Source organism: Streptomyces sp. NPDC090021 (assembly GCF_044748225.1).
Taxonomy (GTDB): domain Bacteria; phylum Actinomycetota; class Actinomycetes; order Streptomycetales; family Streptomycetaceae; genus Streptomyces.
This window is the reverse complement of the sequence record NZ_JBIVFO010000019.1, coordinates 70351-94956: the sequence shown is the minus strand read 5'-3', so window position 1 is coordinate 94956 and position 24606 is coordinate 70351. Positions and strand designations below refer to the sequence as shown.

General features: G+C 72.3%; 21 protein-coding genes, 1 tRNA gene and 2 pseudogenes. 15 read left to right on the top strand and 9 right to left on the bottom strand.

Translation table 11 applies throughout. The features are described from left to right. The first annotated feature begins 62 nt into the window (after positions 1-62). Genes ACIPXC_RS17500 through ACIPXC_RS17490 form a run of 3 tightly spaced genes read left to right on the top strand, consistent with a single transcriptional unit; the run spans position 63 to position 2005 of the window. On the top strand, positions 63-1079 hold the full coding sequence (locus ACIPXC_RS17500; protein ID WP_401618632.1) for a bile acid:sodium symporter family protein: 1017 nt from the start codon (positions 63-65) through the stop codon (positions 1077-1079). A gap of 34 nt (positions 1080-1113) precedes the next feature. Further along, complete coding sequence (locus tag ACIPXC_RS17495) at positions 1114-1545, top strand: (2Fe-2S) ferredoxin domain-containing protein (protein ID WP_401618518.1); 432 nt, start codon at positions 1114-1116, stop codon at positions 1543-1545. 1 nt (position 1546) lies between these two features. After that, entirely contained in the window at positions 1547-2005 is a 459-nt protein-coding gene (locus ACIPXC_RS17490) for a hypothetical protein (protein ID WP_401618515.1), read from the top strand. Here ACIPXC_RS17490 and fdhD read toward each other — a convergent pair. Further along, positions 1995-2822: a formate dehydrogenase accessory sulfurtransferase FdhD gene (gene fdhD, locus ACIPXC_RS17485; RefSeq protein WP_401618512.1), complete on the bottom strand. Its 828-nt coding sequence runs from the start codon at positions 2820-2822 to the stop codon at positions 1995-1997. The two genes, ACIPXC_RS17490 and fdhD, sit on opposite strands and share 11 nt — an antisense overlap. Before the next feature lie 206 nt (positions 2823-3028). On the opposite strand from fdhD, the gene ACIPXC_RS17480 reads away from it, so the two are divergent. Continuing rightward, positions 3029-3970 (top strand): beta-ketoacyl-ACP synthase III, encoded by a 942-nt coding sequence (locus ACIPXC_RS17480; protein ID WP_401618510.1) that lies wholly within the window; start codon positions 3029-3031, stop codon positions 3968-3970. Here the strand turns inward: ACIPXC_RS17480 and ACIPXC_RS17475 are convergent. Next, positions 3957-5141 carry a low temperature requirement protein A gene (locus tag ACIPXC_RS17475; protein WP_401618507.1) on the bottom strand — a complete coding sequence of 395 codons (1185 nt, stop codon included), beginning with the start codon at positions 5139-5141 and terminating at the stop codon, positions 3957-3959. The genes ACIPXC_RS17480 and ACIPXC_RS17475 overlap by 14 nt on opposite strands. A 244-nt stretch (positions 5142-5385) precedes the next feature. Here ACIPXC_RS17475 and ACIPXC_RS17470 point away from each other — a divergent pair. From ACIPXC_RS17470 to ACIPXC_RS17455, 4 genes are all read left to right on the top strand, one after another. Then, positions 5386-5473 (top strand) — tRNA-Leu (locus ACIPXC_RS17470). Between the two features lie 215 nt (positions 5474-5688). Further along, positions 5689-6204: a DUF6879 family protein gene (locus ACIPXC_RS17465; RefSeq protein ID WP_401618504.1), complete on the top strand. Its 516-nt coding sequence runs from the start codon at positions 5689-5691 to the stop codon at positions 6202-6204. 14 nt (positions 6205-6218) lie between these two features. Then, a complete protein-coding gene (locus ACIPXC_RS17460) occupies positions 6219-7067 on the top strand; it encodes a helix-turn-helix domain-containing protein (protein WP_401618501.1) in 849 nt (282 codons plus the stop codon). 268 nt (positions 7068-7335) lie between these two features. Then, on the top strand, positions 7336-7812 hold the full coding sequence (locus ACIPXC_RS17455; protein WP_401618498.1) for a hypothetical protein: 477 nt from the start codon (positions 7336-7338) through the stop codon (positions 7810-7812). A 366-nt stretch (positions 7813-8178) separates the two neighbouring features. Here ACIPXC_RS17455 and ACIPXC_RS17450 read toward each other — a convergent pair. Then, positions 8179-8898: pseudogene (locus tag ACIPXC_RS17450) on the bottom strand (IclR family transcriptional regulator C-terminal domain-containing protein); the annotation flags it as partial. An 806-nt stretch (positions 8899-9704) separates the two neighbouring features. Beyond that, a complete protein-coding gene (locus tag ACIPXC_RS17445; protein WP_401618495.1) occupies positions 9705-10334 on the bottom strand; it encodes an RNA polymerase sigma factor in 630 nt (209 codons plus the stop codon). A 389-nt stretch (positions 10335-10723) separates the two neighbouring features. Here ACIPXC_RS17445 and metG point away from each other — a divergent pair, with 389 nt between their 5' ends. Further along, positions 10724-12439 carry a methionine--tRNA ligase gene (gene metG / locus ACIPXC_RS17440; RefSeq protein WP_401618492.1) on the top strand — a complete coding sequence of 572 codons (1716 nt, stop codon included), beginning with the start codon at positions 10724-10726 and terminating at the stop codon, positions 12437-12439. Positions 12440-12533: 94 nt separating this feature from the next. On the opposite strand, the gene ACIPXC_RS17435 is transcribed toward metG, so the two are convergent. Continuing rightward, on the bottom strand, positions 12534-14291 hold the full coding sequence (locus ACIPXC_RS17435; protein ID WP_401618490.1) for a serine/threonine-protein kinase: 1758 nt from the start codon (positions 14289-14291) through the stop codon (positions 12534-12536). 146 nt (positions 14292-14437) lie between these two features. Here ACIPXC_RS17435 and ACIPXC_RS17430 point away from each other — a divergent pair, with 146 nt between their 5' ends. Together ACIPXC_RS17430 and ACIPXC_RS17425 are read left to right on the top strand one after the other, a co-directional pair. After that, entirely contained in the window at positions 14438-15022 is a 585-nt protein-coding gene (locus ACIPXC_RS17430) for a hypothetical protein (RefSeq protein WP_401618487.1), read from the top strand. Between the two features lie 60 nt (positions 15023-15082). Continuing rightward, positions 15083-15859 carry a hypothetical protein gene (locus ACIPXC_RS17425; protein WP_401618484.1) on the top strand — a complete coding sequence of 259 codons (777 nt, stop codon included), beginning with the start codon at positions 15083-15085 and terminating at the stop codon, positions 15857-15859. Positions 15860-16030: 171 nt separating this feature from the next. Here ACIPXC_RS17425 and ACIPXC_RS17420 read toward each other — a convergent pair whose 3' ends face one another. The 3 genes from ACIPXC_RS17420 to ACIPXC_RS17410 all read right to left on the bottom strand — a co-directional run bounded on the left by ACIPXC_RS17420 (position 16031) and on the right by ACIPXC_RS17410 (position 18487). Beyond that, complete coding sequence (locus ACIPXC_RS17420; protein WP_401618481.1) at positions 16031-17200, bottom strand: MAB_1171c family putative transporter; 1170 nt, start codon at positions 17198-17200, stop codon at positions 16031-16033. Next, entirely contained in the window at positions 17197-17754 is a 558-nt protein-coding gene (locus ACIPXC_RS17415; RefSeq protein WP_392576840.1) for a toxin-antitoxin system, toxin component, read from the bottom strand. Before ACIPXC_RS17415 ends, ACIPXC_RS17420 begins: the two co-directional genes overlap by 4 nt. Positions 17755-17818: 64 nt before the next feature. Further along, positions 17819-18487: a helix-turn-helix domain-containing protein gene (locus ACIPXC_RS17410; protein ID WP_401618478.1), complete on the bottom strand. Its 669-nt coding sequence runs from the start codon at positions 18485-18487 to the stop codon at positions 17819-17821. Positions 18488-18703: 216 nt separating this feature from the next. Here ACIPXC_RS17410 and ACIPXC_RS17405 point away from each other — a divergent pair, with 216 nt between their 5' ends. From ACIPXC_RS17405 to ACIPXC_RS17390, 4 genes are all read left to right on the top strand, one after another. Next, a complete protein-coding gene (locus ACIPXC_RS17405) occupies positions 18704-19693 on the top strand; it encodes a helix-turn-helix domain-containing protein (protein ID WP_401618475.1) in 990 nt (329 codons plus the stop codon). Between the two features lie 151 nt (positions 19694-19844). Further along, a complete protein-coding gene (locus ACIPXC_RS17400) occupies positions 19845-21200 on the top strand; it encodes a 6-phospho-beta-glucosidase (RefSeq protein ID WP_401618473.1) in 1356 nt (451 codons plus the stop codon). A 36-nt stretch (positions 21201-21236) separates the two neighbouring features. Then, positions 21237-23330, top strand: a complete 2094-nt coding sequence (locus tag ACIPXC_RS17395) for an MDR family MFS transporter (RefSeq protein WP_401618470.1) — start codon at positions 21237-21239, stop codon at positions 23328-23330. Positions 23331-23599: 269 nt separating this feature from the next. Beyond that, positions 23600-24256: a GPP34 family phosphoprotein gene (locus tag ACIPXC_RS17390; RefSeq protein ID WP_401618468.1), complete on the top strand. Its 657-nt coding sequence runs from the start codon at positions 23600-23602 to the stop codon at positions 24254-24256. A gap of 87 nt (positions 24257-24343) precedes the next feature. On the opposite strand, the pseudogene ACIPXC_RS17385 reads toward ACIPXC_RS17390, so the two are convergent. Next, a pseudogene (locus tag ACIPXC_RS17385) lies at positions 24344-24526 on the bottom strand (hypothetical protein); the annotation flags it as partial. Between the last annotated feature and the right edge of the window lie 80 nt (positions 24527-24606).

The following is a 24606-nucleotide window of genomic DNA, read 5'->3' as shown; positions in this document are numbered from 1 at the left end:
CCGAGAAGGGGACGAAGAGCATCCGGTCCCGCCCGACCCGACAGCAAGTGAGCACCCTGCGCATGCGCCGCCCGCACCTCCCCGCCCGGCTCCCCGTGGACCCGTACGTCCTGGCCCTGCTCGGCACCGTCGGCCTCGCCGCCCTGCTCCCCGCCACCGGCGTGGCCGCCAAGGCCGCCGGCGCCGCCTCCACCGCCGCCGTGGCCCTGCTCTTCTTCCTCTACGGTGCCCGGCTCTCCGCCCGCGAGGCACTCGACGGGCTGCGCCACTGGCGGCTCCACCTCACCGTGCTCACCTGCACCTTCCTGCTCTTCCCGGTGCTCGGCCTGGCCCTGCGCGCCCTCGCCCCCGGCCTCCTGCCGCCCCCGCTCCAGAGCGGACTGCTCTTCCTCTGCCTGGTGCCCTCGACCGTCCAGTCCTCGATCGCCTTCACCTCGGTCGCCCGAGGCAACGTCCCCGCCGCGATCTGCGCAGGGTCCTTCTCCAGCCTGGCCGGCATCGTGCTCACCCCCCTGCTCGCGGCGGTCCTGCTCGGCGGCCGCACGGGCGGCTTCTCCGCCGACGCCATCCTCAAGATCACCCTCCAGCTCCTGCTGCCCTTCCTCCTGGGCCAGGCCCTGCGCCGCTGGGTCGGCGGCTTCCTCACCCGCCACAGGAAGACCCTCGGGTACGTCGACCGCGGCTCGATCCTGCTGGTCGTCTACACGGCCTTCAGCGCGGGCATGGCCGCCGGCATCTGGCAGCAGGTGAGCCCCCTGCGCCTGGGCGCGCTGATGCTCGTGGAAGCCGTGCTCCTCACCGTCATGCTCCTCGTCACCTGGTACGGCGCGGCGCGCCTCGGCTTCGGCCGCGAGGACCGCATCGCCATCCAGTTCGCCGGGTCCAAGAAGAGCCTGGCCGCCGGACTCCCCATGGCCGGCGTCCTGTTCGGGGCCCAGGCCGGCCTCGCCGTGCTCCCGCTGATGCTCTTCCACCAGATGCAGCTGACGGTCTGCGCGGTCCTCGCCCGGCGCCGCGCCCGGGACCCGCGGCCCGAACTCCCCGCCGACCGTGTGGCGGAGGTCTCCCGTGCGGCCTGATCGGCAAGATCCCCGGGCCCGGTAACGTGCTGTGGTGACCTGGATACGCCCGCTCGGTGCCCACGCCCAACGCCCCTGCACCCTGGTGGTCTGCCGCGGCTGCTGCTGCGGCGACCCCCGCAAGAACCCCGGCTCCGACCACGCCGGCCAGCTCGCCCGGCTGCGCGAGGCCGCCGCCGCCTCCCAGGGCCGCCTGGCCGTCCGTACGAGCGACTGCCTCGGCCCCTGTGCCCAGGCCAACGTCATCGTGGTCCAGCCCACCACCGAAGCCCGCCGCCGCGGCGCCCGCGCGGTGTGGTTCGGCTGGGCCCTCGACGACACCGCCACCGACGAGATCATCGCCTGGGCCGAATCCGGCGGGCCGGGCATCACCCCGCTCCCGGCCACCCTGGACCTCCACCGCATCGACCCGCCGGCCCCGAAGCCGGCGGCCGACGGCGGCCGCCGCTCCCGCAGGGGACGCTGACGTGCGCGACCACAACCTCGCCCGGACGGTGACCATAGTGCTCGGCGTGCTGTTGCTGTCGGCCCTGGCCTTCGGCCTGTTGGGCGACAGGTCCTCCCCGGCGCTGACGGAGGCGGACGTCATCGGGACCTGGCAAGGCGACCGCGGAGCCCGGCTTGAGGTGACGCCCGACGGCCGGGCCCGCCTCTCGGACGCCTCGGGCTGGAAGTGCGCACGGGGCGAGAAGCTTGGAGTGTTCACCGGCGATGGCCGATGGACCCTCGGGCACCTCCCGGACGAGGACCCGGGCATCCGGGTCGAGTTCAGCCCCGAGGGTACGCCCGCGGTGCAGGAGTGCAACGACTGGTTCCTGTTCCACGGCACCGGCAGGGAGGGGGCAGCCGGCGACGAGGTGTGGGCCACCTTCCTCAGTCGCGACGGCAGCGCCGCGGAGCGGTTCCGGCGCGTCCCTACAGGATGATCCGCTCCTCACCCGCGTAGACGTTCATGTCCGGGCCCCGCAGGAAACCGACCAGGGTCATGCCCGACTCCAGCGCCAGGTCCACCGCCAGCGAGGACGGCGCGGAGACCGCCGCCAGCACCGGGATCCCCGCCATCACGGCCTTCTGCGCGAGCTCGAAGGACGCCCGGCCCGACACCAGCAGCACCGCGCCCGCCAGCGGGAGCCGTCCCGCCTGCAGCGCCCGGCCGACAATCTTGTCCACGGCGTTGTGCCGGCCCACGTCCTCCCGCAGGTCGAGCAGTTCGCCCTCGGCCGTGAACAGCCCCGCCGCGTGCAGGCCGCCCGTACGGTCGAAGACCTTCTGGGCCGCCCGCAGCCGCTCCGGGAGCCCGGTCAGGACCTCCACCGGCACGCGTACCGGATCGCCGGCGATCCCCGGGAAGCGGGTCGCCGTGCGGACCGCGTCGAGGCTGGCCTTCCCGCACAGGCCGCAGGACGAGGTGGTGTAGACGTTCCGCTCCAGGGTGATGTCCGGCACCGGGACCCCGGCGGCCAGCTGCACGTTCACCACGTTGTAGGTGTTGGAGCCGTCCGTCGTCGCCCCCTCGCAGTACGTGACCGCCTGCACGTCCGACGCGTCGGCGAGCACGCCCTCGCTCACCAGGAAGCCCACCGCCAGGGCGAAGTCGTCGCCCGGCGTCCGCATGGTGATGGCCAGCGGTCTGCCGTTCAGGCGTATCTCCAGCGGCTCCTCGGCCACCAGTGTGTCCGGGCGGACACCCGCCCCGCCGTTCCGGATCCGGACGACGCGACGGCGCTCGGTGACCCGTCCCATGGTGATCAGCCCACCCCTTCTGTTTCTCGCCGATGCCCGACGTACTCATTCTCCCGGTTCCGGATCCGACCTGGTCCCGGGCAGGGAGCTCCTCGGGAAGCTCCAAAATCAAGGGCCGGAATCCTGTTGGGTCACACGCATATGTACCCATCGGTAGCAGGCGAAGCTGGGTGATCCTGACTTGCCTACGAGGGGGGACCCCGCCCATGACCGGTTCACGCGTGGTGGCGCTAGGGCACTACCAGCCCGCGAAAGTGCTCACCAACGAGGACCTCGCGGCCATGGTCGACACCACCGACGAGTGGATCCGCTCCCGCGTCGGCATCCGTACCCGCCACATGGCCGGCCCGGACGAGCCGGTCGACGAGCTGGCCTTCCACGCGGCCGGTAAGGCCCTGGCCGGAGCCGGCCTGACCCCGGACGACATCGACCTCGTCCTGGTCGCCACCTCCACGGCGATCGACCGTTCGCCCAACATGGCCGCGCGCGTCGCCGCGAAGCTGGGCATGGGCGGCAGCCCCGCCGTCATGGACATCAACGTCGTCTGCTCGGGCTTCACCCACGCCCTGGCCACCGCCGACCACGCCATCCGGGCCGGCTCCGCCACCCGTGCGCTGGTCATCGGCGCCGACAAGATGACCGAGATCACCGACTGGACCGACCGCACCACCTGCGTCCTCACCGGCGACGGAGCCGGCGCGGCCGTCGTCGAGGCCTGCGACGAGCCCGGCATCGGCCCGGTGCTGTGGGGTTCGGTCCCGGAGATGGGCAACGCGGTCCGCATCGAGGGCTCGCCGCCGGTCTTCGCCCAGGAGGGCCAGTCCGTCTACCGCTGGACCACCAGCCAGCTCCCGCCGCTCGCCCGCAAGGTGTGCGAGAAGGCGGGTATCGCGCCCGAGGACCTGGCCGCGGTCGTCCTCCACCAGGCGAACCTGCGCATCATCGAGCCGCTCGCCGCCCGGATCGGCGCGGTCAACGCCGTGGTCGCCCGCGATGTCGTGGACTCCGGCAACACCTCGGCGGCGAGCATCCCGATGGCCCTGTCGAAGCTGGTCCAGCGCGGCGAGGTCCCCTCCGGTGCCCCGGTCCTGCTCTTCGGCTTCGGCGGCAACCTCTCCTACGCGGGCCAGGTCATCAGCTGCCCGTGACGCCTTCCGCGTCCGCTCCCCGCGGCGCCCCCGCGGCGGGGGAGCGGGCGCCCTCGGCGATCACCGCACCGACCAGGACGATTGCCAGGGCCACCAGCTGGCCCGCTCCCGTCCACCGGGTCCCGACGGGCACCGTGGCGAGCGCGAGGACCAGGGCCGTGGCGCGGTAGCGGCCCGGGCCGATGCCGAGCGCCGCACGGAAGGCGAGGTTCCCGGCCAGGTACAGGGCCACCCCGCCGGCCAGCGCGACCGCCGGACCGGTGTGCAGGTGCTCCCCGAGGTGCCCGATCGTCTTCTTCACCCCGGCCGCGAAGACGGCGATGCCCAGCAGCACGGGCAGGAAGGCGTAGTAGTACGCCGCCATCGCGAGCTTGAAACGCCGGTCCGGCGGCATCTGCGCGAAGACCTCCTCCGCCCGGCCCTCGTCGCGCACGAAGTACATCCACCACATCGCCGACGCGATCGCGAGAGCGAGGAACGTACCGCCCGCGATACCGGCGGACAGCGGCAGCGACCCCACCCCGATGCCGATCGCGATCACGGACTCGCCGAAGACGATGATCAGCAGCAGGCCGTGCCGTTCCACCAGGTGCGCGGCGTTCATCCCGCCGAGCTGGTCGCCGACGGTCCGCTCGGGCACCTCCGGCTCCGCCGCGGCCCCGCTCGCCGCGACCCGCTGCACGACCAGCGGCGTCACGAACTGGAGCAGCAGCGCCAGCAGCCACAGCCCCCAGGCCGGCAGCCCCTCGAAGAACCCGGCGGCCGTCACCGCCAGCGCGCACAGCACGTTGGGCAGCGCGAACCACAGCACCCCGCGGCCGTGCGCCTGCGTGAACAGCGCGCCGTGCACCAGGACGACCAGCAGGTAGCCCAGGCCGAAGGCGACACCGCCCGCGCCGAAGGCGGTGGGCACGGCCAGCGCGCACACCATGAACGCGCCCATGGCCAGCATCAGGAGCACGCGCCGCACGGTGCGGTCGGGCGGCACCTGGTTGGTCAGGTGCGCGTAGCCCCCGTACATCCAGAACAGCACGGTGAAGATGAGCAGGACCTGCCCGGCGCCCCGCAGGGTCAGGTCGTCCGCCAGCAGCACCGTCAACTGCGTGATGGTGAAGACGAAGACGAGGTCGAAGAACAGCTCCAGCGTGCTGACGCGGTGCTCGGTTTCCATGCGCGGCTCCCCCCGGACGTGTGCCCGGCCATCCGACCGCCCATCGCCCACCGCTGTCCACCCGGATCCCCACATCCGCCCCCCGGACTCCGGCGAGACGCACCGTCCCGCCAGCCCCCGTTCGGGCATGCCCGCAGGTCAGCCCGGCGTGGCGGACCACCACCGCCCGGATAAGTGGTCGGAGCCCCGCCGATCCTTTGCTATTGTTGTCCATGTCGCCGCGGGAAACCGGGGCCGACCACCGGTCCGGGTGGCGGAATGGCAGACGCGCTAGCTTGAGGTGCTAGTGCCCTTTATCGGGCGTGGGGGTTCAAGTCCCCCCTCGGACACCAGCAGGGACCCCAGTTCATCTGGGGTTTTTTGCATTTCTGGGCGGTGGCGTGACCGACCACGTGACCAAGAGCCCAGCGAATCCCCAGATGGAAGCCGACCCCCGAGACTCAGGCGGAGTGCGAGGGGAGCAGCCCCGCGAACGGTCCGGTACCCGACAGCGAAGCCATCGTCAGGATTCCGGCCCGGTTGATCCCGGTGATCAGGGAGGCATGTGATGCCGTCGAACGTGCCCAGCTTCGCTGAGCTGCTCGGCCAGTGCGAGCGCTCCGCCGTCCACCTGGAGCTGCGCGACTCCTACGCCTCGACCGACCGGTTCGAGGCATGGAAGCGGGGTGAGCGGATCAATTGGGAGGACCGGGAATCCTGGTGGCACCCCTATGACCAGTTGATCACGGACACCGTGGCCCGGGGCGTGGCGATCCGCCGCGCCCGGGTGGTCTCCGAGCCCGTATCGGAATACATCCGCTGGGAGCACTACGTCACCCACGCCAACGTCACTGCGGGCGAGGATGTCCGGTGGCTGCCACGGCGACGGGCCACGAGCATCCCCCTGCCGGGGAACGACTTCTGGCTGTTCGACGGTGCGCTTCTCCGAGTGCACCACTTCTCGGGTGACGGCGTGGTGGTGGAAGACGAGATCACGGCCGACCCGGAAGCCATGAAGCTGTGCTCCCACGCCTTCGAGGCGGTCTGGGAGCGAGCGATCCCGCACCACCTGTACGAGATCTGACGAAGGCCGGCTCCATGCCCCCACACCCCTCATCCAGCGTGCAGAAGGCTCGCGAAGACCTTGCCGGGCGCCTGGGCGAGATCCGGAAGGATGCAGGGATCAGCGGGCGGGAGCTGGCTGTCAGGTGCGGCTGGTCCGAGTCGAAGTCGTCCAGAATCGAGAACGCCAAGACCCCACCATCCGACGCGGACATCAAAGCGTGGTGCCGAGCCTGCTCCGCAGAGGATCAGACCCCTGACCTGATCGCGGCAAACAGACAGTCCGCCAATGCTCATGTGCAGTGGAGAGCACTCCAGCGGGGCGGTCTCCGTCGCCTGCAAGAGTCCACAGGCGATCTATACCAACAAACCAAAGCGTTCCGGGTCTACGTTTCCGACGTGGTCCCCGGATTCCTCCAGACGCCCGGTTACGCCGCTGCTCTTCTGTCGTCCATCGCGGACTTCCGGGGCACCCCCAACGACGTGAGTGAGGCCGTGGCGGCCCGCATAAGGCGCAACGCGGTGCTGAGCAACGGCGCACGCCGGTTCTCATTCGTCCTGGAGGAGTCCGTACTGCGGTATCGCCTGTGCAGTGCCGAGACCATGGCGGCGCAACTCGGGCACCTACTTGGGGTTATGGATCTCCAGAATGTCGCCGTGGGCATCGTCCCCTTCTCAGCACAACGGACCGTGTGGCCGATGCCCACCTTCACGATCTTCGATGACGCCAGGGTGCATGCGGACAGTCTGGATGCTGCTTCCACCCTCATACAGCCCAGCCAAGTCGAGCTGTACGCCAGAGCCTTCGAACGGCTCTCGCAAGGAGCCGCCCGGGGTGCTGCTGCACGATCTCTCATAGCGGGTGCGCTGGCGGCCCTGAACTGAGTCCTCTGACGGCCAGCAGCAGGCTCCGTAGCAGGTTGGACCGGTTGGCCACGTGACCAACGCATGACCAACAGCGGGCGGGAACAGGCAGTAGTGCCAGGTAATCGGGACCAACCGCAGCTACGATGAAGTGACCTCAGGGGGTACGTTTACCCAGGTCAGGTGCCAAAAGGGCTGGTGCCCGAGTGGAGGGTTCACGTCCCCCCTCGGACACAAGCAAGAGCCCAACACACCGTGTGGGGGCTCTTCTGTATCTCCGGGGGCGGGCATGAACACGGAGCGGGCGCTACTGCGGTATGCCTGCGACATCACGGAGGACGACCTCTGGGAGGTCTTCGACTTCCTGCACCCGAGGCTGGAGGCCCTGGAGGCCGGCCACCCTCCGGGAACCGAGGAACACCGGACGGCCGATGCGCTGGCCCGGATGCTGTCCGCTGCCGTGCTGCAACTGGAGTGGGACATCCGGGCGCGGTTCTGGAGGCCCTACCGCAACAGGCGGGGATCGATGCCGGTCCTTGTGTGGGCGCCGCCGCCCGAGGCGGTGCTCCGCGCCCGGGACGAGTGGCGCCTCGACAAGATCCGCGAGAACTGGAACACCCTCTGCGACGGCCTGCGGGTCTGGCGTGACTGCGAGGGCTACGCCCTCGACCGCTGGCACCCGGTCGAGTTCAACGACGCCGCCGCGGAGGCAGAGTACGACCGGCGCTGCGACGAGCTGGGCCTCAGGCGGACGAAGCGGCTGTGACCTCCCGGCTGCCGGTGGGGCGAATCGTTAGGTACCCAGGACCACCAGGCCCGAAGGGCGGGTCAGGCTGCCCGGGGTGACCGAGGTGAAGGTGTGGGGGAGGGACAGGCGGGGGGCGGCGCCGTCCGGGGCCGCGTCGAAGAGGTAGGCCGCCCCGGACGTGGTGTCGCTGACCAGGTGCGGGCCCTGGGGCGCCGCCGCGGCCTCGGCGAGCGGGGTGCGGAAGAGGCGCCGGAGGTGGCGCAGGGTTTCCGGGGTGACCGGGGCCCGCGTCGGCCGCGGCTCGGGCCACCCCTCGGGTGCGGGGCCGGGCTCGGCGGTGGGGGAGGCCGCGGCCTCCGGTGGGTCCGGGGGGATCGCACCGGTCAGGAGCAGCGCGAGGAGGACCGGAACGGCCTTGCGGCGCAGCGTCCCCGTGGCCGAGCGCAGCCGGTGCGCATGGGTCGCGGGCAGGGACAGCGCGAGGCTCCCCGCGGCGCCGCCCGTGGCGATGGGAACCGCCGAGCAGACGACCCCGGGGGCGTATTCGAGCAGGTCGAAGACGGGGGAGCCCGGGGCCACCGCGTCCAGCGCCGTGAACAGGGCCCGGCTGTCGGTGATGGTCTGCGGGGTGAGCCGGGCGGGCCGGTGCCGGGCCACGTGGTCGGCCCGGCGTTCGTGGTCGAGCTGGGTCAGCAGGCACTTGCCGACCGCGCTGGCATGCGCGGCGTCCCGGAAGTCGACCCACTCCCGGACCGGCGGGGTCGCCGGACCGGCCGCCATCTGCGTGATGTGCACCTCGCCCCCGGCGTACCGGCTGAGGTACACCGCGGCGCCCGCGCTGTCCCGGGCCAGGGCGAGGGTGCGCTGGAGCTGCCCGGCCAGGCCCTGCCCGCCGGGGGCGGCGAGCCGGTCCAGGGCCGGGCCGCGCCCGTACACCCCCGCACCCGCCCGGTACGCGTACTCCTCCTCGCACAGCATCGTCAGGAGCGCGGGCAGCTCCGCCTCCGCGAGGCCCGACTCCCGTGCGAGCTGGGCTGCCCGGACCCCCAGCGGGTGCCGCTCCAGGACGCGTACGACGGCCAGGGCGCGGCGGGCCTCCGCCAGCGCCTCGCCCGTGCCGCCCTGTACGACGGTCCCGCGGGCCGCCGCCGTCAGCGCGGGGTGGCGCAGCGGCCCGGCGGCCGGCCGGACCGCCGCCACCGGCGGCACCTGCGCCACGGCCGTGGCGGGCGGCGGCGGCAGGAACGCGCCCAGCGCCCCCGACAGCCCGGCCCTCGGCAACGGCACGGGCCCCAGGTCGGGATCGTCGCACTGGTCGACGTGGCGCAGGACGGCGGCCTGCGCGCACAGCCGGATCTCGCGCAGGTCGCGCCGCCCGGTCGGCCGGAAGCCGCGGTGGCCCAGCTCGCGGGCCCAGTGCCGGGCGTCGTGGTGCTCGCCGCGCCGGGAGTGGTCGAGGAAGAGGCAGTAGGCGGCCGCGGCGGCCCGCGCACTGCCGGACGCGGCGGCGAACTGCCACCAGAAACGGGCGCCTTCGCGCATTCCGGCGAGGTGCAGCAGGCAGCCGAAGACGACGGCGCCGCTCAGGTCGGTGCGCAGGCCGGTGAAGGCGTCGAGGTGCGCGGCGGCGTCCGGCGCGCACACGGAGGCCAGGCAGATCGCCTTGAGGTCGCGCCGGGCCCGCTCGGAGTCGAGCGGTCGGTCCCGGACCGGGTCGCTCCAGCCGTGGGCCGCCCGGCGCCGGGCACGGTGCGGGACGGCCGGGTGCGGGGTGGCACGCAGCAGCCGGGCCTCGGCCGCGCCGAGGTCGTAGTGGCGGTAGCGGTCGCGGACGCCGGCCCGGGCGAGGAACTCGGCCAGGGAGCGGGGCGCCGGGTCGCCGTCCGGCCGCTCCAGCCGGTCGCGGCGCCTCATGACCCGGCTGGTTCGGCCGGTTCCGCCGGATCGGCGGAGGCGTCGAGCAGCCGGGCGAGGCGCCGGTGGGCCTGGCCGAGCTGGGAGCGGACCGTGGCCTCGTCCACGCCCATCACGGAGGCGGCCTCCCCCGGGGTGCACTGCAGCCCGTACCGCAGCAGCACGGCGTCGCGCTGGCGCTCGGCGAGCCGGGAGACGGCGGAGTAGAAGCGGATGGTGTCCGTCAGCACCTCGTACTGGTCGGCGTGGGCCTCCTTGAGGGCCGCCTCGAAGGCGCTGATGTCCGTCGGCTCGGGCTCCTGCTGCCGCGGGTGGAGCCGGTTCCGGCAGTCGACCAGGCAGTGCTTGAGGACGGTCCACGCGTAGGCGTCCAGGCGGTCCATGTGCAGCATCCGCAGCCAGTCGCCCATGATCGAGTCGAAGGTGGCGTCGACCGCCGCCTCGGCCGCGGAGTCGGAGCCCAGCTGCAGGTACGCGAAACGCATGTACGCGGGGCGCCGGTTGGCATGGAAGGCCCAGTACGACAGACGTGCCGTCGGGTCCCACTGGCTCATGGGCGTCGGCCGCCGACGTCGGCTCGGCAGTCCCACGGCCCCACCGGACTCCTCCGGTCCGACATCGCTCACGGCTCCACCTCATCCCCTGGTGCGCAGAACAGGAAAGCAGCGTGGGCGCACTCGGGGGGCGCAGAGAAGAAACCTGGGAAGCAATGCGTCGCGGATGATCGAACCGTGATCGGTACCGATCGGGCGAGGCGCCAGCCAGCACGTATGCATATGCCGCCTGCCGGTGCCGTCGTATCACCGGTCGAGCCTCCGGTCCGGCGCTCCGTCACCCCGCTGTACCATGGGCCCGATCGCGAGGGCCGTGACGCAGGGGTCACTGTCCTCGCTTTTGCTTTACGTCCACCCGAGAACAAATGCGGCGCGTGGCCTTTCGGCGGTTCGATACGATGACCGCACTCACAGTCCGTGACGTCATGTTGCACCGCACATAGGAAATGGAGCATCCGAGGATGGCTCGACACCTGATCACCAGCGCGCTTCCGTACATCAACGGGATCAAGCACCTGGGCAACATGGTCGGGTCGATGCTTCCGGCGGATGTGTACTCCCGGTACCTCCGCCAGCGCGGCCACGACGTCCTGTACATCTGCGCCACCGACGAGCACGGCACCCCCGCCGAGCTCGCCGCCAAGGAGGCGGGCATCTCGGTCGCCGAGTTCTGCGCGCAGGCCCACGACGCCCAGAAGACGGTCTACGACGGCTTCGAGCTGTCCTTCGACTACTTCGGCCGCAGCTCCTCGCCGCAGAACGTCGAGATCACCCAGCACTTCGCACGCCGGCTCCAGGAGAACGGCTTCATCGAGGAGCGGGCGATCCGCCAGGTCTACTCGCCCGCCGACGGCCGTTTCCTCCCGGACCGCTACGTCGAGGGCACCTGCCCGCACTGCGGCTACGACAAGGCCCGCGGCGACCAGTGCGAGAACTGCACCCGCGTCCTGGACCCCACGGACCTGATCGAGCCGCGCTCGGCCATCTCCGGATCCACCGATCTGGAGGTCCGCGAGACCAAGCACCTCTTCCTCCTGCAGTCCAAGCTGCAGCACGAGGTGGAGGCCTGGGTCGCCGAGCACGAGGAGGAGTGGCCGCAGCTGGCCTCCTCGATCGCCCGCAAGTGGCTGACCGAGGGCCTGCACGACCGCGCCATCACGCGTGACCTCGACTGGGGCGTCCCCGTCCCGGCCGACACCTGGCCCGACCTGGCGGCCGAGGGCAAGGTCTTCTACGTCTGGTTCGACGCCCCGATCGAGTACATCGCCTCGACCAAGGAGTGGGCGGACGCCGACCCGGCGAACCGCGACTACAAGGCCTGGTGGTACGAGGCCGAGGACGTCCGCTACACCCAGTTCATGGCCAAGGACAACGTCCCGTTCCACACGGTCATGTTCCCCGCCACCGAGCTGGGCACCCGCGAGCCGTGGAAGAAGGTCGACTACGTCAAGGCCTTCAACTGGCTGACGTACTACGGCGGCAAGTTCTCCACCTCGCAGAAGCGCGGCGTCTTCACCGACCAGGCGCTGGAAATCCTTCCGGCCGACTTCTGGCGCTACTTCCTCATCGCCAACGCCCCCGAGTCCGACGACTCGTCCTTCACGTGGGAGCACTTCGCGGCCACGGTCAACAAGGACCTCGGCGGCACCCTCGGCAACTTCGTCAACCGCGTCCTGACCTTCTCCCGCAAGAAGTTCGGCGACGACGTCCCGGCCGGCAGCCCCGCCGGCGAGGCCGAGGCGAAGCTCGGTGAGCAGATCGCCGAACTGCTGGCCGAGTACGAGGGCCACATGGACACCCTGCAGTACCGCAAGGCGGCGGCCGCGCTGCGCGCCCTGTGGTCCGCGGGCAACGCCTACCTGGACGAGAAGGCCCCCTGGCTGGAGGTCAAGACCGACCTGGAGGCCGCCGCGCTCACCCTGCGCACCGCGATGAACCTCATCCACCTCTACTCGGTGGTCTCCGAGCCGTTCATCCCGGCCTCGGCGCGCGCCATGCGCTCCGCGTTCGCGCTCGCCGACGACACCGCCACATGGGTGACCCCGGAGCAGGCCAAAGCCCTGGACGCGGTCCCGGCCGGGACCCCGTTCACCGTGCCGCCGGTGCTCTTCGCCCGGGTCACCGAGGAGGACCTGGAGTCCTACCGCGAGCGCTTCGGCGGCACCGAGGCGGGCTGACACCGGGGCGGCCGACCGCCGTACCACCGACCGAAAGGGGCGCGAACGCGGGTTCGCGCCCCTTTCGGCGTACCCGGACGCACGGCGGCCGGGCTCAGCCCGCGGCGCGGGTGAAGGTGCGGACCGCCGTGTCGAAGTGGTCGCGGGACTCGGCCGTGCGGCCCACCGGGGCGGAGACCCACACGTCGTAGAGCCGGCCGTCCTCCTCCCAGCACAGGTCACGGGTGTGCCGGGGGCCCTCGGCCGCGGAGAAGCCGTTCCAGGTGAACAGCCACAGGGCGGCGTCGCGGCCGTCGTGCGTGCTCGCGGAGACCTCGGCGTCACGGTAGCCGGGGTTGTTCGCCGGCCCCTTGGCATGGGAGCGCCGGTGCACGGCGAGCGGGCCTCCCGACTCGGTGTCCGACACCTTGATGCCGATGCGGAAGGTCTCGTCCGGCGACATGTAGAAGATCCGCGGGCCGTCGGTCCTGCGGGTGAAGCCGTGGGGGACGGCGAGCGAGAAGCCCGCCGGGTCCTGGACGACGCGGTAGCCGGCGGGGACGGCCTCGCCCTCGGACGACGGACCGGTCCGTTCACCGGGCGCCGACGGCGCCGGGGCGGGCGCGGAGACCTGCGCGCCCGGCGGCGCGGCCGGGGCGCCGCCGGCACGGCCGCCCGTGGCGCCGCTCGCGGCCGCGGGCCGGTCGGCGCGGTCGGCCGGGTCGTCCTCGTTCATCAGCAGGGCCGCGGCCGACGCACCCGCACCCACGATCGCGGCCATGAGCAGGCCGGCGACCAGTGCCGCACCCGGCCGCCGCCGTGCGGGGACGCCGGCCGCCCGCTCGGACACGGGCGCCGTCCGGGCCACGGGGCGCGCTGCCGGGGCCGGTGCCGTCCCGGCCGGTGCAGTCCGGTCCGGTTCCGTCCCGGCGGGTTCCGTCCGGTCCGGTGCCGTCGTCCGGGGCGGCGGAGTCCGGGACGGTGTCGTCCGGGCGTCGGGCACCGCGGGGACGCTGCGCCGTATCGGCGCGTGGCCGCCCGCCGACGGTGCCAGGGCCCGCAGCATCTCCTCCGCCTCGTCCGCGCCGAGCCGCGTGGCGGGGTCGCGTTCCAGCAGGCCCCGCACCACCGGCAGCAGCGGCCCGCACGCGGCGGGCGGCCGGATCTCGTCGTAGACCACCGCGTGCAGCACTCCGCCGAGCGAGTCCCGCCGGAAGGGGGACACCCCGCTGACGGCCGCGCACAACAGGGCGCCCAGCGACCACAGGTCGGACTCGGGCCCGGCCGACGACTGCGCCGACATCCGTTCGGGTGCGGTGTACTCGGGGGACCCGACGAACGCCCCGGTCGCGGTGAGGGTCGTCGCCCCCGACACCTGCGCGATCCCGAAGTCCGTGAGGACGGCCCGGCCGCCCGGCGCCTCCAGCAGGACGTTGGCCGGTTTGATGTCGCGGTGCAGTACCCCGGCGGCGTGCGCGGTCCGCAGGGCGCCGATCAGCGCGATGCCGATACCGGCGGCCTCGGCGGTGTCCACCGGCCCCGTCCGGGCGAGCCGGTCGGCGAGGGAGCCGCCCTCGACCAGTTCCATGACGATGCACGGCCGTTCGCCGTCCGCGACCACGTCGTGCACCACGATGATGTGGGGGTGCTTGACCTGTGCGGCGGCGCGGGCCTCGCGCAGGGTGCGTTCCCGCTGGATCCGGGCCTCGTCGGGGGACAGCGCCGGGTCGAGCGCCATCTCCTTGACGGCGACGCGGCGGCCGAGCAACTGGTCCGTGGCCCGCCACACGACACCCATGCCGCCGCGCCCGAGCTTGGCGTCCAGTCGATAACGCCCCGCGATCAGTCGGGCGTTCTCCCCCTCGGTCAGCATGGCGACATCATGCCGCATCGCCGGAGGGCTCGTGCGCCTGCGGCACGGCGGTGGATCTCCACCGGTCCGCCGCGTGTCGAAGCCGGGCCTTGATCGTTTCTTCAGACGTAGCCCTCATGTCTGCTGCGGAATCGGGAGGACGCGCGGTGACCGCTTGGCAGTACTTCGCCGGGGCCGGTCTGGTGGCGGCGCTGTGTCCGCTGCACGGCCACGTCGCCGTCGCGGGCGACGGCCCCGGCCGCGGGGCGCGGGTCGACCTGTGCGTGCCCGCCGGCCAGCCGAAGCGGCCCGCCGTCCGGCCGTCCGGCCGACCCTCGGTGCGGGTGGCCGTGCCCGGCGCCGACGCCGGGCTCACGGTGCGCCACCCCGGTTGGGCACCCGGGCCCGGTCGGCCCGCGGTGGTGCGGCCCGGTCCGGCGGAGCCGTCCGCCGCGGCCGGGCCGGCGGAGCCTTCCGTGGAGACGGAGTCGGTGGCCGCGCCCGCGGAGCCGCCGCCGCCCGCGCCGGGTGCCCCGGCGGCTGCCGGGCAGGCGCCGGCCGCAGCATCCGCCCCGCCCCGGCCCGGGGCCGCCGCGCCCGTGAGCGCCTTCCACGTGCGTCCGTACCGCGCGGTCGCCGTGGAGCGGCGCGGCCCGGGCGGGCTCTCCACCGTGATGCTCATGGTCGTCGTCACCACCCCGGCCGTACTCGCCGCCGCCGCCCTGCGGCCACGCTCCAAGAGCCGCGGCTGACCGCCGTACCCCCGTCCGCCGCACCCCGTCCGCCCACCGATCCACACCGGGAGAATCCACGTGTCCGAATGGCTGGTCCTGGCCATCGCCATGGTGCTCGTCTGCGCCCTCGTCCTCGCCTTCACGGCGATCCGGCACCGCCGGGCCGCCGCCGACGAGGACACCAGCGAAACCCCCGACGTCATCGAGTACATGACGATGATGGTGGGCGTGGTCTACGCGATCGTGCTCGGCCTGGCCATTGCGGGGGTATGGGAGGCGCGCGGCGCCGCCGAGGACAGCGTGCGCCGGGAGGCCCAGGCCCTGTACGAGGTCACCCAGCGCTCCGACGTCTACCCGGCCGCGGTCCGCGACCGGATCCGCGGCGAGGTGGACGCGTACGTCTCCCACACCGTCGCCGTGGACTGGCCGCTGCTGACCTCGGGCGAGAGCGCGTCGGCCGAGGGCGGCGAGCTGCTCGGCAAGCTCCGTACGTCCGTCACCCACCAGAGCCCGGCCACCGAGCTGCAGGCACAGGCCTACCAGCCGCTCCTGGACCACATCGCGGCCGCCGACGAGGCCCGCCACTCGCGGACCCAGAGCTCGGAGTCGACGCTGCCGGGCGTGGTGTGGTTCGGGCTGCTGGTCGGCGGGGTGGTCACGGTCGGGCTGATCTTCACGCTGCAGATCCGGCGCTCGGGGCGGGAGTTGCTCCTCGCGGGGCTCTTCAGCGCGCTGATCGTCTTCCTGCTGTTCATGGTGTGGAGCTTCGACGCGCCGTACGGCCGGGACGGCATCGACTCGGCGGGCCCGTTCCAGGACCTGTTCCCGAAGACGGCGGTGGCCGCTCCGCGCTGACCGGCGGCACCGCCCCCGGCGGTGGACCCAGGCCGTCTCCGCCGGGTCCTGCCGGGCCCGGCCCGCCCGGCACGGCACCTCGCGCGTCGTGTTCAGTACCAGCCGCGGCCCTCCGCCGTGCGAGGCACCGCACCGCACAGCGCGACCCGGCACACCCTTACGGCGACCGCACTAGACGGTCACCTGCCGGCGGACCGCCTGGACCACCGGTGAGCGCCGCAGGGCGTCGGAGATGCGCAGGAGGTCGCGCGGTCCGTCGGAGGCGGCCGGCAGGGTCTCCTCGTCCTCGCCGATGATCTTGCCCTCGGGGTCGGCGGAGCGGGCCCGTACGGCCGCCGCCACCATGGCGGCGTCGGCGACCGCGCGCGCGGTCTCCTCGTCGGCCCCGTCGGCGACGGCGCAGCCGTAGGCGTCGTCGCGCAGGCCCTTGTCGAAGTAGGGACCGAGGTGCAGGAATCCGTCGTGGATGTCGGACTCCCGCTGGATCACCCGCAGTTCCGCCGCCGTCCACCACGCCATCTGCACGGCGGGCGTGCCGACGGGGGCGGAGATCTGCACCTCCTGCCACAGCGGGCCGAGCCCGCGGTACGTCGCCCAGGTCTGCCAGTGGTCCGACAGCCGCTGGCAGACGAGCGGCACCACGAAGCCCACCGCGCTGATCAGTGCGCCCAGCGAGGCGAGCGGGGGAGCCACGTAGGTGCTCAGGCCGTCGAGGTCGTGGCCGAGCCAGCGGGCGACGACGGCGGACATCTTCGTGGCGTCGTAACCGAGGTTGAAGACGTAGCCCGCGACGATGATCATCAGGCCGACCCGCAGCCAGCCGCGCACCTGCAGCGACCAGCGCCAGCACAGGACCACCATCACCACCGCCGCCACGTGGTGCGCCAGCAGGTAGAGGGCGATCATCGCGCCGACGTAGGGCGTGTTGGCGTAGAAGGTGTCGAAGTCCCGCAGGCGCTCCTCAGGGGTCTCACCGAGGGCGAACAGCACGATCAGGGCCACGACGACGATGGCGTAGCCGAGGATCCAGCGCCGCGAGACGCGGCGCGTCCGTTCGGGCGGCCCGCCCCGCCAGTTGACCATCAGGACCAGGCAGGAGGCGCTGAAGGCGGTGATCAGGCAGTACACCAGCGGGGCCGAGAAGTTGACGATCCCGGTCCAGCGGTTGACCGCCGCGATGGTCGGCGGGGCGGCGAAGGCGAACACCGCCCCCGCCAGGGTCAGCAGGGCGACGACCGAGCGCAGCAGCGGGTCGCGCCAGTTGTGCCGTAGGGCCGGCAGCTTGAAGGCGAGGGAGACCGCCATCGCTGCTGCCGGTATGTAGTAGTCCTCACCGTTCAACGGTCGTTCCTCAGTCCCCGGTACCCCAGCGAGGCCTCGATCCGGCCCGCCAGGTCGTCGCGCTGGACCGGAGCCCGGTGGCTCGCCGACCCGGCCAGCCAGTTCCGGCAGCGGCTGCTCAGCAGTAATCCGAAGGTCTCGGCCTCGGTCTCCTCCTGGACGTCGGCGCGCGTGCGCGCGGCGACGCGGCGGACCGTCTCACCGATGTCGGCCTCGTCGGACAGCAGCCGCGCGGCGACGGCGGCGCCGTCGACGTGGTGGCTGCAGTGACCGGCCTTCATGTGCCACAGCTCGTGTCCCAGGATGACCAGTTGGTGGTCGGGTGCGGTGCGTTCCTCGATGACCACGAGATCGCGGTCCGCCATGTCGAGCCACAGGCCGCTGGCCGTCCGGGGAGGGAACGAAGCCATCCGGAAGTCGACCCGGCGGCCGCGGTGTCTGCTCATGCCCTCACAGAGGGCAGCGTAGAGGTCCACGGGCTCCACGGGGGCGGTCAGCCGGATGCCGGCCACCAGCTCCCCGCACAACCGCCGCTGCTCTCTGCCTATGCTCACCGTTCTCCCCGTCGGCGCGGATCCGGATCAGGACTCAAGGATCAGACCCAGACTTTCGACTGGGTCAGGATTCGTTCGGTTTGACGCTTTCGAGGAGCATGTCCAGCCATTCGGTCACCTTGTCCCGGTGCTTGTCGCTGGGCAGTTGGGCGGCGCGCCAGGCGATGCCCCGTACACCGTGGTTCTGTAGGAGTCTTGCCAGCGGATCGCCCGCCGAAGCGGCCGCGGCCGGTACGGTTTCCCGCGCGCGGCCCGCGTAGTCCTGGAGCAACTGCTGCTCGGTCCGCTGGAGCGCGTCGGTCAGGGCGGCGGCGTCGTGGGCCGTGAGGAACCCCGCGTGCACCCCGAAGAAGCGCTGGATCGCGTCGCAATGCTCCATCGTGGGGCGGCGGTCGCCGTTGATGAGGGCCCCCGCCTGCTGCCTGGACATGCCGGCGCCGTCCGCGATCTCCTGCTGCGTGTAGCGGCGGCCGTTCGGCTTGACGCGGGTGCGCCGGAGCAGGTCGAGCCGTTGCAGGAAGCGGGCCTGGAGGTCGGGTTCGCCGGCCGGCCTGCCGTCGAGCAGGGTCTTGACCACATCCGTGGGCACGCCCGAGGCCTCCGAGAGGCGTCGCAGGTCGAAGACCTGGTTCAGGTCGCGCCCCATCTTGCCCGCGAGTTCGGCGACGCGGGTGATGGTCGCGGCCAGGGGTGCGTCGGCCACCGCGACGGGAGCCGGGAAGCCGTCTGTCACCAGTGGTTCTCCTAGATCGCGCGAAGTCGGTACGGCACATGGTCGGCTTCTGGAATCTAGCCGCTCTCGCCCGGAAGGGCTAGAACGTGCCACAGCTGTGGCGGGATTGAGCTGTCAAGAGGCTGGAATTGCCACAATAGTTGACACTCGAATGAAGTCGGTAGCAGGATCGCCACACGGAAATGAAGATCCAGACCGGAGGAGGGGGAGCTCTCAGTGCCACATCTCGCAGCGGTGGGCCCGTCCGATGGCCTCGCCCGAGCCGGTGAGGAACGCCTGGCGGGCGAGGAGTCCGCGCGCGGCGCCGTGCGCTCGGAGCGACGCAAGGAGATTTTGCGCCAGCGCCGCGAAGAGCTGGGGCTGAGTCAGGAGGACCTCGCCGCCCGACTGCGCATCAGCGTGCGCGCGTACGGCAACTGGGAACGCGGACTCGTCAAGGAGTGGACGGACCGCAAGCTCCTCGCCCTGGCCGAAGCCCTGGAGATGAGCGAGCGGCAGTGCTTCTGGCTCTTCCGCGTCATGGTCGACCGCGACCCGCCGCCCACGTGGCGGGCCTCCGACGAGAACCGGCTCCCCGAGGACCCGGCACAGCGCGACTACCTGTGCGACTACGCCGCCCTCATGGAGGCCGTGCCCTACCCGAGCTTCCTCGTGGACCACCGGTGGGACGTCGCCCTCACCAATTCGGCCTTCGACCAGCTCTTCCAGACCGTACGGCCGCACCCGACGGCCCTGCCGGACGACAACTTCCTGCGCTTCGTGCTGTTCCACCCGGACGCGGCGGCCGTGCTGGAGGACCACGAACCGGGCTGGTGCGTACCGTTGCTCGCCCGGTTCGCGGCCGCGCTGGCCGAGGCCCCGGAGGACGAGGGGCTGTGCAGCATCCGCCAGGAGGTGGCCCGTGACCCGTTCATGGAGGCCGCCTACCGGTACGGCGTACCCCACTGGCTGAGCCAGCGCGGGCCCGAGGCGGCCGAACCGGACGGAGCGGTGCGCACCGTGCGCCACCCCGACCCGCGGTGGGGCCTGGTGCGCTGCCGGATGGTGGCCGAGACCAGCCGTATGCTCGACCAGATGGGACTCACCCGGATCACCCTGATCCTGTCCGGGCCGCAAGGCGTGCCGACGGGTCCGTCCCGGGGCCTCACGGCCATTCCCCAGCAGCCGGGCGCCCGGCTGCGCGCCGTGCCGCCGCTGGGGGAGTGACCGACCGGGGCAGACTGATCGGGGCAGACTGGTCGGGGCGGACGGCTGCCGGACGTCCCGGGCCACCGGTCGTGTCATCGATCGTGGCACCGGCGCCGGCATCCTGTCCGTATCCGTACCGGTATCTGCACGGGCGAAGGGCGGTAGGGGCGTGCGGCTGACGATCCTCGGCGGAGGCGGCTTCCGGGTACCGCTCGTCTACGGAGCCCTCCTCGGCGACCACGCCGAGGGGCGGGTCTCCCATGTGACGCTCTACGACGAGGACCCCGCGCGGCTCGCCGCCATGACCCGCGTCCTCGCGGATCTGGCCGCGGCCGCCGGAGTGCCCGACGCCCCGGCCGTCACGGCCGCCCGGGACCTCGACGAGGCCCTGCGCGGGGCCGACTTCGTCTTCTCCGCCATCCGGGTCGGCGGCCTCGAAGGGCGGGCCGCGGACGAGCGCGTGGCCCTGGCCGAGGGGGTGCTGGGCCAGGAGACGGTGGGCGCGGGCGGGGTCGCGTACGGACTGCGGACCGTTCCCGTCGCCCGGGAGATCGCCCGCAGGGTCGCCCGTACGGCCCCAGAGGCCTGGGTCATCAACTTCACCAACCCGGCCGGCCTGGTCACCGAGGCGATGGCCGAGGAACTCGGCGACCGGGTGATCGGCATCTGCGACTCGCCCGTGGGCCTCGGCCGGCGCGTCGCCCGGCTGCTGGGGGCCCGGCCGGAGGAGGCGTGGATCGACTACGTGGGCCTCAACCACCTGGGCTGGGTGCGCGGGCTGCGCATCGGCGGCCGCGACGAACTGCCGCGGCTGCTGGCCGACACCGAGGCGCTGGAGTCCTTCGAGGAGGGCCGCCTCTTCGGTGCCGAGTGGCTGCGCTCGCTCGGCGCGATCCCCAACGAGTACCTGCACTACTACTACTTCAACCGTGACACCGTACGGGCGTACCAGGAGGCCGGACAGACCCGTGGGGCCTTCCTGCGCGACCAGCAGCGCGGCTTCTACGCCGAGGCGGGCCGGGCCGGGCTGCCGGCCGGCGCGGCCCTGGCCGCCTGGGACCGGACCCGGGCCGAGCGCGAGGCCACCTACATGGCCGAGAACCGACAGGCGGCCGGGGCGGGCGAGCGCGACGAGAGCGACCTGGAGTCCGGCGGATACGAGAAGGTCGCACTCGCACTGATGCGGGCCATCGCCCGCGACGAGCGGGCCACGCTGATCCTCAACGTCCGCAACGGCTCGACCCTCTCCGCCCTGGACGCCGGGGCCGTCATCGAGGTGCCCTGCCTGGTGGACGCGAACGGCGCCCACCCGATGGGCGTCGAGCAGCTACCGCTGCACGCGGTCGGGCTGGTCACGGCCGTCAAGGCGGTGGAGCGCGCGGTCCTGGCGGCCGCCGCGAGCGGTGCGCGGGCCGACGCCGTGAAGGCCTTCGCGCTCCACCCGCTGGTCGACTCCGTGACCGTGGCCCGGCGGCTGCTGGACGGCTACGCGGCGGCCCATCCGGGGCTGGCGTACCTGCGCTGAGCCGCCTCGCGGATCCCCCCGACGGCCCAGCGCCGCATGCGGGGCGGCGGGCGGGCTGTGAGAGTGCGAGATGTGACCACTGCCCCCGCTGCCGCCGCGCCCCCCGTGCTCGACCGGCAGCGGCGCAACGTCGTCTTCGGCACGATCATGCTGGGCGTGCTGCTGGCGGCCCTCGACCAGACGATCGTCGGCACCGCCCTCCCCACGATCGTCGGGGACCTGGGCGGCGGGGACCACATGTCCTGGGTGGTGACCTCCTACCTGCTCGCGGAGACCGTGGCGACGGTCCTGGTCGGCAAGTTCGGTGACCTCTTCGGCCGGAAACTGATCTTCCAGATCTCCGCCATCGTCTTCATCAGCGGCTCCTTCTTCTGCGGCCTGGCCGGCAACATGACGCTGCTGATCGTGTGGCGCGGGGTCCAGGGCGTCGGCGCCGGCGGCCTGATGGTCACCGCGATGGCACTGATCGCCGACGTCGTGCCGCTGCGCGAACGCGGCAAGTACCAGGGCATGATCGGCGGTGTCTTCGGCATCGCCACCGTGATCGGGCCACTGCTCGGGGGCTTCTTCACTGACCAGCTGAGCTGGCGGTGGTGCTTCTACGTCAACGTCCCGATCGCCATCCTGGTCGTCGTCGCCGCGGCCAGGACGATCCCGGCGGTACGCGCCTCGGGCAAACCGGTCATCGACTACCTCGGCATCACCCTGGTGGCGATCGGCTCCAGCGCCCTGATCCTGGCCACGAGCTGGGGCGGCAACGAGTACGCGTGGGCCTCGCCCGTGATCATCGGCCTGTTCGCGGGCGGCGCGGTCGCGCTCGCCCTGTTCTGCCTGGTCGAGACGCGCGCCGCGGAACCGATGCTCCCGATGAGGCTGTTCCGCAATCCGGTCTTCGCCGTGTGCTCCGTGCTGAGCTTCGTCGTCGGCTTCGCGATGCTCGGCGCGATGACCTTCCTGCCGACCTACCTCCAGTACGTCGACGGCGACTCGGCCACGATCTCGGGCGTCCGGACCCTCCCCATGGTCTTCGGCCTGCTGCTCGCCTCCGTCTTCAGCGGCAACGTCGTCAGCAAGACCGGGCAGTACCGGATCTTCCCGATCGTCGGCAACGCGGTCATGGGCATCGGCCTGTACCTGCTGTCACGGATGCAGCCGGGGACCAGCACCCTGCTGGAATCGCTGTACATGTTCGTGCTCGGCGTCGGCATCGGCCTGTCCATGCAGGTGCTGACGATCGCCGTGCAGAACACCGTCGACTACGCCGACCTCGGCACGGCCACCTCCGGGGTCACCTTCTTCCGTACGCTCGGCAGCGCCTTCGGGACCGCGGTCTTCGGCACGATCTACGCGAACCACCTGGGGCCGTCGCTGGAGGAGGCGGTCGCGGAAGCGGCGCGCGCCACCGGGGCGGACCCGGCGGCGCTGGCCCGGGCCGTCTCGAACCCGCAGGGCGTGCACCGGCTCGACCCGGCCGCCGCGACCCCCGTCATCGAGGCGTACGCGGAAGCCCTCCATACGGTGTTCCTCTGGACCGTCCCGGTGGCGGTGTTCGGCTTCGTCGTGGCGCTCTTCCTCAAGCAGGTCAAGCTGCGCGACACCGCCCGGGTCGGCTCCACGGACATGGGCGACGGCTTCGGCTCGCCGGCCACGGCCTCGGGGGACTCCGCCAAGCTGCTGGAGCTGGCGGTCGGCAAACTCGTACGGAACATGGGGGCGGACACGGCGCGCGCGATCGTCGCGGGCTCCGACACCCGGCTGGACATCGCGGGTGCGTGGACGGTGATGCAGGTGGAGCTGATGACGAGGACGATCGGCTACTCCAGCATCGGCCTTGTCGCAGGCCGGCGTTCGCTGCCGCCGGAGGTACTGCTCCCCGTGTTCGACCGGATGGTGGAGGAGGGCTTCCTCACCCGGGATGCCTCCTTCTTCAGTCTCACGCCTGCCGGGCAGCGGGAGGCCGACGTCATCTCGGCCGCGTGGGGCAAGTGGCTCGGGGACCAGCTGGAGAAGGACCGGGGCCGGCCGCGCAGCGCCGAACTGAGGGTCGCGGCGGACGCGATCGCGAAGCGGCTGCTGGCCGAGGACCTGGGCGACGGGAGCTTCGCACCGAGGGTGGTCGTGCGGCATTAGGGCCTGTATTGAGTTGCCCCGTGGAGCAAGGAGCGGCGTTCGGTGCGTGCCCTCGGCGTGCGGGACGAATATCCTCGTAGCGGAGCTACTAGGACATTCGGCTCGTGCGCCGAGGGTGCGTGCCGGGCGTCGCGACGCCGCGGGGCAACTCAATACAGGCCCTAGCGGGTTGAGGGCGTCGGAACGGAACTCCCGGTGGCCGCCGGACGTCCTTCCGTTCGAAAGCGTACGAACATCGGGGGGCGACCAACATGGCCACCAATGCGGGAATGACCATCACGCTGGCCGAGGAGATCATGCTGCTGTCCCTGGACGACCGGTCCGGGGCGCAACGGAAGCGTCAGTCGGTGGCGCCGGCTCTGGCGGGGGCGGTCCTGACCGAACTGGTGCTGGCGGAGCGGGTGTCGGTCTCGGGCAAGCACATGGAGCTCCGGAGCACCGAGTCCACCGGGGACCCGCTGCTGGACGGCCGGCTCCGGCTCATCGAGACCTGGTTGCGGGGCCGGCGGCGCCGCATGACGGACTGGCTGACGAAGGACTACATGAAGGTGTCCGGCCCCGTGCTGGAACGCCTGGGCGAGCGCGGGCTGGTGGCGCAGCAGGTGCACAAGGTGCTGGGGGTGTTCCCCCAGCGGCGCTACCCCGAGGTCGACGGCACGGTCGAGCGCGCCCTGCGCGAGCGGCTGGCCGCGGTGGTCCTCGCAGGCGCCCGGCCCGACGAGCGCACGGCGGGCCTCATCGCCCTGCTCCACGCGGCGAACCTGCACCGCCTGGCCTTCCCGCAGCACAGTCCCGGCTCGGTGAAGCCGAGGATGGCGGAGATAGCGGACGGGCAGTGGGCGGCCGACGGCGTCCGCGCGGCCATCCGGGACACGCAGGCCGCGATGGTGGTGATCATGGCGGCCACGGTCGTCGCCGTCAGCTGAGTCGCCGCTCCTCGGATCCGGACGACGGGGGAGTCGACTCGGCCGACTCCCCCGTCGGTCCCTACGGCTTGAGGATCGCCTGCCTGCCTGCCTGCCTGTCTGCCGCACGGGGTATCGGCCCGGGAACTTCGACTCCACCTCGAAGCGGGTGACGAAGCCGGCGCCACTGTGCTTGACGTTCCTGTCCCGGGCGATCCGTACCGCGCAGTCCTCGTTGAGGACCGGGGAGAAGATCGGCTGCTCCGGCAGCCGGGGCAGCCAGGCGCGCCACCACCCCGGGCTCGCGGACCAGGGCGGGCGGCCGGGAGGCCCGACCCGGGGCAGCAGGTGCATTGCCGCCACGCTGTTCC

Excerpts from the sequence above, each read along its gene's own strand:
- ACIPXC_RS17500 (WP_401618632.1), top strand. The coding sequence starts at position 63 with ATGCGCCGCCCGCACCTCCCCGCCCGGCTCCCCGTGGACCCGTACGTC.
- fdhD (WP_401618512.1), bottom strand. The coding sequence starts at position 2,822 with ATGGGACGGGTCACCGAGCGCCGTCGCGTCGTCCGGATCCGGAACGGC.
- ACIPXC_RS17480 (WP_401618510.1), top strand. The coding sequence starts at position 3,029 with ATGACCGGTTCACGCGTGGTGGCGCTAGGGCACTACCAGCCCGCGAAA.
- ACIPXC_RS17475 (WP_401618507.1), bottom strand. The coding sequence starts at position 5,141 with ATGGAAACCGAGCACCGCGTCAGCACGCTGGAGCTGTTCTTCGACCTC.
- ACIPXC_RS17465 (WP_401618504.1), top strand. The coding sequence starts at position 5,689 with ATGCCGTCGAACGTGCCCAGCTTCGCTGAGCTGCTCGGCCAGTGCGAG.
- ACIPXC_RS17460 (WP_401618501.1), top strand. The coding sequence starts at position 6,219 with ATGCCCCCACACCCCTCATCCAGCGTGCAGAAGGCTCGCGAAGACCTT.
- ACIPXC_RS17455 (WP_401618498.1), top strand. The coding sequence starts at position 7,336 with ATGAACACGGAGCGGGCGCTACTGCGGTATGCCTGCGACATCACGGAG.
- metG (WP_401618492.1), top strand. The coding sequence starts at position 10,724 with ATGGCTCGACACCTGATCACCAGCGCGCTTCCGTACATCAACGGGATC.
- ACIPXC_RS17435 (WP_401618490.1), bottom strand. The coding sequence starts at position 14,291 with ATGCTGACCGAGGGGGAGAACGCCCGACTGATCGCGGGGCGTTATCGA.
- ACIPXC_RS17395 (WP_401618470.1), top strand. The coding sequence starts at position 21,237 with ATGCGGGGCGGCGGGCGGGCTGTGAGAGTGCGAGATGTGACCACTGCC.
- ACIPXC_RS17390 (WP_401618468.1), top strand. The coding sequence starts at position 23,600 with ATGACCATCACGCTGGCCGAGGAGATCATGCTGCTGTCCCTGGACGAC.